Origin of the sequence: Clostridium celatum DSM 1785 (assembly GCF_000320405.1) — a bacterium.
GTDB lineage: Bacteria > Bacillota > Clostridia > Clostridiales > Clostridiaceae > Clostridium > Clostridium celatum.
Genome location: NZ_KB291690.1, coordinates 1 through 6846, shown reverse-complemented (window position 1 = coordinate 6846; position 6846 = coordinate 1). Strand labels below are relative to the sequence as shown.

The window sequence follows — 6846 nt, the reverse complement described above, 5'->3', positions numbered from 1 at the left end:
CTTTTTGTGTCCAAAATATTGACATAAGACCATTTTATGAGATTTTTTAAGAAACATATAGGAATGACTTGTATTCAATATATTAATAATTATCGCTTAGAAAAAGCTTCTTTACTTCTAAATTCAACATCTAAGCCTATTATGGATATTTCTTTAGAGGTTGGATTTGATAATCTTTCATATTTTAATAAGCTTTTTAAAAATAAATATAACTTAACGCCAAAAGAATTTAGAAGCAATAAAAATAAAGTGTTCACTTAACTAAGTAAACACTTTATTTTTATTGCTTATTATTTAATTTTTTTTATTTTTCTTAATTATTTTAATAATTAAAATTAAAATTATAGTAATTATTGCTGCTATTATTAAAAATGGAATTGCTGCAACAAAAAATAAAACTATGTTTACCATAAATTCTTTTAAATTTTTAATAGAAGTGTTAAATGTATTAATAATTTCATCATTTAATGTTTTAGGTTCATTGATAATATCACTAATTTTATTTACTTCATAAATATAGAGATTTACAGTTGAAAGGTTTATTAAATCGTCCATTTTTTTTAGATATCCAGTTAAATATTCTATTTCATATCGAACTTCTGTTAATGCTTTTTCAACCTCTATAATATCATTAATATTGTTTGCTTTTTCTAAAATTTCTAAATAGCGCTTTTCTTGAGATTCTAAAACATCTAATCTTGCTTCTTTATCAAAGTAATCACTACTTACATCTTCACCATAAAGTCTTTTGTTTGTTACAACACCTAATTTTCCATAATCAGATAATATTGGTTCAAAATTATCATTTGGAACTCTAATAACAAATTCAGCTGTTCTATTATTTTTACAGTTATTACTATTTATACCATCTTGATATATATTAGATGATTCAATATAACCATTAAATTTCTTAATATACTCCTCTACTTTACTAATAACCTCATCAAAATTGTCTGTTTCTAAAGTAATATCAGCTTTTTTTATTATCTTTCTAGTATTTTCAATTATTATATTTTTCGTGCTACTATTTTCAGTATTAATTTCATAACTTTGAAAATCGTCAATATCCACTGATTGTGATTGGCTAAAACCACTATTAATATCTTCTATTTTAGCAGTTTCACTACTAGTATTTTCACTTTTACTAGCACATCCAACTAGAGTTGTTAAAGCTAGTATACAAATAATAAGTAAAATCTTTCTCATAATAGCCTCCTTGTTTTACCATAATTTACTTATTAGACTAAGACTTATTGATATTTGTTCCAAAAGCAAAAAATAATAAAATTAATTAGTTTTGTATATACAAAAAAATGTAATTACATTCATACATTAGATAAAAATTTAAGAGTAATATTAATATTTTGTCTAAGTAACTAACTTTTTGGCTTTGAATATACTATGTATTATAAGCATTATATAAGGAGCTACAAATGAATATAATTCCATCTATTTTATTGGCATTTTCAGCAAGTTTAGACAGTTTAATAATTGGAATTGCTTATGGAATAAAAAAAATAAGAATAGGTTTGTTAATTAATTTTATAATAGCCTTAATAGTTACATTTGGTACTTTTATATCTATGATTTTAGGAGCAGTAGTTAGTGAATTGATTCCGGCTATAATTACTAAATATATCGGCAGTATATTACTTATATGTATTGGAATTTGGATGTTGTTTGATTGTACTATAAGAGAAAAAATCAAAATAAAAAAAGAAAATAGTTCTAAAGAATTAATAGAATCTCTTTGTTATGATGAAATAATCATTAATGATAAGACTGCAGATACTAATGGATCTGGTAATATAGAAATTAAAGAAGCTATAACTTTAGCACTAGCTCTTAGTATAAATAACTTTGCTCTAGGACTTAGTGCCAGTATGTCTGGGCTTAGTGTTACAATTACTACAATATTTACTTTTTTATTTAGTATTTTAATATTAGTTATTGGATTAAAATTAGGAAATAGTGTTTTATCAAAAATATTTGGTAAATACTCTCCCGTTTTATCAGCTATTATTATTATTTTAATGGGAGTATTTCAATTGATTTAAATATTATTTTAATAGTGAAGAATTTAAGTTGTAAATAAAGTAAAACTGACAAATAAATATTTTAATGTTAGTAATTTATAAATTTAATTTGTCAGTTTTATTTTTATAATAAGTAAATCATATATAAATTATGAAATATTTTTTGATATAAGTTTTATTATGTAACTTATAGTATAGAAATCCCTATCTATTTGATCCTTTATTATTTCAAAACCTTTAACTAATTCCTCTTCAGTAAAGTTTTCTAAAAGAATCATTATAGTTAGAGTATTAATTCCACCATCTTTAGTATCAAAAATTCTTGAAGTTTTAACATATTTATTTTCAATTAAACTGCATAAAGCCTTACTTAGTTCTTCGCTTAATTCTAATTTTGGCATATCTTCAAAAATTCTTATTCCATTTATATCTTTTTTGAAATTTAAGGTTTTCTCAAGTTTGCAACCTAAAAATATAGTATTTTCAAATGTTGCATCTTTAAAATCTGCACCATCTAAATTAGCACCTTCAAAAATAGCATTTTTAAATTTAGCATTTTTAAATTTACTATTTTTTAGATTTGTTCCGATAAATTCTGTACCTTCAAAACTTCCTTTAATAAAGCTACAAGTTTTAAAATGAGCACCCCTAAAGCTTGCAAAATCAAATTTCGAATTCATAAAGTTACAATTGTAACAATTACTTCTTTTGAAGTTTTTATACATGAAGTTTTTATCTTTTTTTTCTATATTATTATAGTGAAAATTTTCGCTTGTTCCTTTATCCTTTGACATTCTTATCCCTCTTTCTTTATACGTATCTTTCATATGTTATATATTTTTCTAAAAAAAGTCAATAGATTATTTATACATATTTAATTATTATAGGGAAATAATATAAATGTTACTTTAGAGTATGTTAAATGTGTAAAAGGAGGTTTATATTTAATGAAAAAGTTTATTTGTACAGTATGTGGGTATGTTCATGAAGGAGATACTCCACCAGAAATATGCCCTATATGTAAGGCTCCAGCTAGTAAATTCGAAGAAATGGCAGGAGAATTAAAGTGGGCTGATGAACATCGAATCGGAATATGTGAAGGAATAGATCCTGAAATAATAGAAGGCTTAAGAGCTAACTTTATGGGTGAATGTACAGAAGTTGGAATGTATATTGCTATGTCTAGGCAAGCTGACCGTGAAGGATATCCCGAGGTAGCAGAAGCATATAAGAGAATTGCCTATGAAGAAGCTGATCATGCATCAAAATTTGCGGAAATATTAGGTGAAGTTGTAATGCCTAGTACCAAAGCAAATTTAAGTGCTAGAGTTGAAGCTGAATTTGGTGCTTGTGATGGTAAAAAGAAGCTTGCTACTTTAGCTAAACAAAATAATTTAGATGCCATTCATGATACTGTTCATGAAATGTGTAAAGATGAAGCAAGACATGGAAGAGCCTTTAAAGGGTTATTAGATAGATATTTTAACTAAATATATTTAAAGAAAGGGGACTTTTAAATGCCAAAAATAAATTGTGATGTAAATAATTGTTCACATAATAAATGTGGAGTTTGTTTTTCAAATCGTGTTGATATGGGTGGAATGACATCAGATAGTAGTTGTAATACTTGTTGTGGTTCGTTTTTAGATAAAAAATTATATAGTGATTTAACTAATAATACAAATTCATCTGGTTCATGTGATTGTTTAGTTTGTAAAGTAAGTAATTGTACACATAATGAAAATTCACTATGCAGTTTATCTTCAATAAATGTTAGTGGTTGCAATGCTAATATCTATACAGAAACTAATTGTGAAAGCTTTGAATCTAAGTAAAAAGTATATTTAAGATAATAAAATATTTAATTTGAAATAGCAATATAACATAAAAATGGCAATATAATATAAAAATATAGTATTCTTAATTATTTGCCATTTTTTATTCTAGTTAATTAATATTTTTTAGCTCATTAATCAAATTACTTATATCATTATTATCAATATTATAATCTAAACATTCTTCTAAATATTGAATTGCTTCCTCATTTCTCTCTTGTCTTATGAGTTCAAAAGCAAATTCCTCTAAAATCATATTATTTTCAGGATCTAATGCATTAGCTTGCATTAAATATGTTTCTATAACATCATAATTTTTTAGCTCTTTATTACAAACTGCAAGACCAAAATAATTTTCACCATCATTTGGATCTAATTCAAGAGCATAAGTGAAATATTCTATAGCTTTATTATAATTTCTTTTATAACTTTCATAGATTCCAAGTCCTGTATATGCTCTTGAATATGTAGGATTGCATTTTATTGCATCTTTAAAATACTTTTTAGCTTCTTCTGGATTATTTAAATCAATTAAATATGTCCAAGCAATAGCAGAATTAAGTTCACCAATTTGTGAGCTTTCATATCCATATGTATTTATGTATTCTTTACATCTATTTATTGCATCTTCGTATAACCCTTCTCTTATATCTAATTCTAAAAGTAATAAATTAGTATGATATTGTTCAGGTTCTATTTTTATTACTTTTTCTAGAGTTCTTCTACTTTCTACATAAAGCCCTAATTCAAGTAAAGCCTCTCCTTTTACATTATAGCCATAAACATAGTAATCACAACCAAGTTCAAATGCTAAATCTATGGCAGCAATTGCATCTTCAAAATTTCCTTGAAGTAAATAACTATGAGCTGTATATATTAAATACTCTGGATTTCCAGTTTTTTTAAAGCCATCATTACAATATTTAAAAGCTTCATTTAAGTCGCATTCTAAAATTTCATTAAATATTTCTTCTATATTTTCTTCCATGTAACACATAATTAACTCTTCCTTATCTTAATTTTATATTTATTTATTTTAACCATTTTATAGAAAATATAATATTTTTATTTCAAAATATATTATATTTTAAAGGTATATCTATATCAATAATTTAAATATAATAAAACTTATTTATTTCAAGAAAAAATAGATTATAAAAATTTAAAGCCTTTTAGTACTTTTAATTTTTACAATCTATTTTTAATGTTATAATTTATTCTATAAGTATATTTAATATTATAATCTAAAATTAGTGTTCTTATCGTAAGTAGAGGTTTTAATCAAATATCTTTTTAATATTTTAGATGAAAAGATTTTAAAGTTTAAAGATGAATTTATTTCAATTATATATTCATTACGTTTTATACAACCTTTTAAATCATTAATTGTAGAGCAGTCTTTATTTAATTTAGTATATATACCTCCTAATTGAATAGGAGTATGACTATCGCTACCAGTTATAACATTTAACCCTAATTTTGTTGATAAATTTATTATTTCATCTCTAGCTACACTTTCACCTTTTTTAAAGATATCTTTTCCATTAAAATCTAGAGCATCTAATCTTTTTAGCAATACTTCAGGCTGATTACATAATTTATGCCCTCTCCTACAAGGATGTGCCCCTATTTTTAAACAATCATATATATCAGCAATATCTAATAACTCCTCAAATTCAATAAAATTTTCTTTAGTTCTAAATTGTTCTAATTGATTATAAATACTTATAATACTTTCTCTATCTCCACAAATAATTACATGACCTTTGTTTTTTACACTTACCTCCATTGCTGGAAAAATAGAAATATTATCTACTATATATCTATCACCTTCATAAGTATAATTTTTTTCTAAGAAATCATAAATTACTACAAAATCTTTAGCGTTAAAGTGTTCAGAAAGAACTATTGCATCTATTCCATTATTTTTACAAAAGTATATTTCATTCATGAAGAATTCTTTATTAAAATCTTTTCTTTTACTTAATAAACCATGAACATGAAAGTCTATGTTCATATTGTTATCCCCATCCTTACTCAATATTATAAATATATAAGTATAATTAAAACTAACCTATATTATTAGTATATTAAAGTATATGGATTTATGTTATTTATAAAAAATATTTTAAAGGAAGTTATGTAGAATTATTTTTTATAATAACTTCCCAATTATATACCTATATTAATAATGAACTTCTTTCATACAAAGACCTTTTGCAGGTGCTTTCTCTGCAATATCACTTCTAGATTTTGCTTCTAATAAGTTTTTAATATCTATTATATCTATTTCACCTTTAGCAACCTTAATTAAAGTTCCACTTAAAATTCTAACCATATTTAATAAGAAACCATTTCCATTATATTCTATTTTAATTATATTATTATCTTCATAAATATTAATATAATTAATAGTCCTTATAGTTGATTTATTATGTTTTGCTTTTACTCCTGAAAAACTTCTGAAGTCATGTGTACCTATTAAAAGTTTGCTTGCTTCTTTCATTTTTTCAATATCTAACTTTCCTTCAACATGATAAGCATATTTTTTTAAAAATACATTTGCAAATTTATTATTATCGATTGTATATACATAAGTTTTAGATATTACATTTAGCCTTGAGTGAAATCTATCACTAGCTTCCCTTAAAGATGTTACAACTATATCGTCAGGTAAAAATTCATTTAAGTATTTAGACATATCAGAAAGTGTTTTGTTAGAATTTGTTTTAAAGTTTGCAGTATATTTATCAGCATGAACTCCAGTATCAGTTCTGCCACATCCTATAACTTGAATTTCTTCTCCAGTCATTTTAGATAATACATTTTCTATTTTACCTTGAATAGTTGAAACACTCTGACCTTTTATATTTTGTTTTTGCCATCCTTTGTATCTTGAACCATCATACTGTATTGTCATTCTTATATTTCTCATTTTTAATCTCTCTGGTCTTATGTCAATATTTTGGACACAA

General features: G+C 24.2%; 9 protein-coding genes. 4 read left to right on the top strand and 5 right to left on the bottom strand.

What is annotated here, in order from left to right; translation table 11 throughout:
- Window positions 1-36: 36 nt before the first annotated feature.
- Entirely contained in the window at window positions 37-261 is a 225-nt protein-coding gene (locus HMPREF0216_RS13425; RefSeq protein ID WP_005215258.1) for a helix-turn-helix domain-containing protein, read from the top strand.
- Window positions 262-294: 33 nt separating this feature from the next.
- On the opposite strand, the gene HMPREF0216_RS13420 is transcribed toward HMPREF0216_RS13425, so the two are convergent.
- A complete protein-coding gene (locus tag HMPREF0216_RS13420) occupies window positions 295-1206 on the bottom strand; it encodes a DUF4349 domain-containing protein (RefSeq protein WP_005215256.1) in 912 nt (303 codons plus the stop codon).
- A 227-nt stretch (window positions 1207-1433) separates the two neighbouring features.
- On the opposite strand from HMPREF0216_RS13420, the gene ytaF reads away from it, so the two are divergent.
- Entirely contained in the window at window positions 1434-2057 is a 624-nt protein-coding gene (gene ytaF / locus HMPREF0216_RS13415) for a sporulation membrane protein YtaF (protein WP_005215254.1), read from the top strand.
- Between the two features lie 128 nt (window positions 2058-2185).
- Here ytaF and HMPREF0216_RS13410 read toward each other — a convergent pair whose 3' ends face one another.
- Complete coding sequence (locus HMPREF0216_RS13410) at window positions 2186-2830, bottom strand: pentapeptide repeat-containing protein (protein WP_040419983.1); 645 nt, start codon at window positions 2828-2830, stop codon at window positions 2186-2188.
- Between the two features lie 153 nt (window positions 2831-2983).
- On the opposite strand from HMPREF0216_RS13410, the gene HMPREF0216_RS13405 reads away from it, so the two are divergent.
- Window positions 2984-3526 carry an NADH peroxidase gene (locus tag HMPREF0216_RS13405; protein WP_005215250.1) on the top strand — a complete coding sequence of 181 codons (543 nt, stop codon included), beginning with the start codon at window positions 2984-2986 and terminating at the stop codon, window positions 3524-3526.
- Between the two features lie 27 nt (window positions 3527-3553).
- Complete coding sequence (locus HMPREF0216_RS13400) at window positions 3554-3871, top strand: DUF1540 domain-containing protein (RefSeq protein ID WP_005215248.1); 318 nt, start codon at window positions 3554-3556, stop codon at window positions 3869-3871.
- Window positions 3872-3983: 112 nt separating this feature from the next.
- Here the strand turns inward: HMPREF0216_RS13400 and HMPREF0216_RS13395 are convergent, their stop codons facing one another.
- The 3 genes from HMPREF0216_RS13395 to truA form a co-directional block, all read right to left on the bottom strand.
- Window positions 3984-4868 (bottom strand): tetratricopeptide repeat protein, encoded by an 885-nt coding sequence (locus HMPREF0216_RS13395; RefSeq protein WP_040419982.1) that lies wholly within the window; start codon window positions 4866-4868, stop codon window positions 3984-3986.
- A 240-nt stretch (window positions 4869-5108) separates the two neighbouring features.
- Window positions 5109-5888, bottom strand: a complete 780-nt coding sequence (locus HMPREF0216_RS13390) for a PHP-associated domain-containing protein (protein WP_005215243.1) — start codon at window positions 5886-5888, stop codon at window positions 5109-5111.
- Window positions 5889-6056: 168 nt separating this feature from the next.
- Window positions 6057-6806, bottom strand: coding sequence for a tRNA pseudouridine(38-40) synthase TruA (gene truA, locus HMPREF0216_RS13385; protein WP_040419985.1), 750 nt, complete (start codon window positions 6804-6806; stop codon window positions 6057-6059).
- Between the last annotated feature and the right edge of the window lie 40 nt (window positions 6807-6846).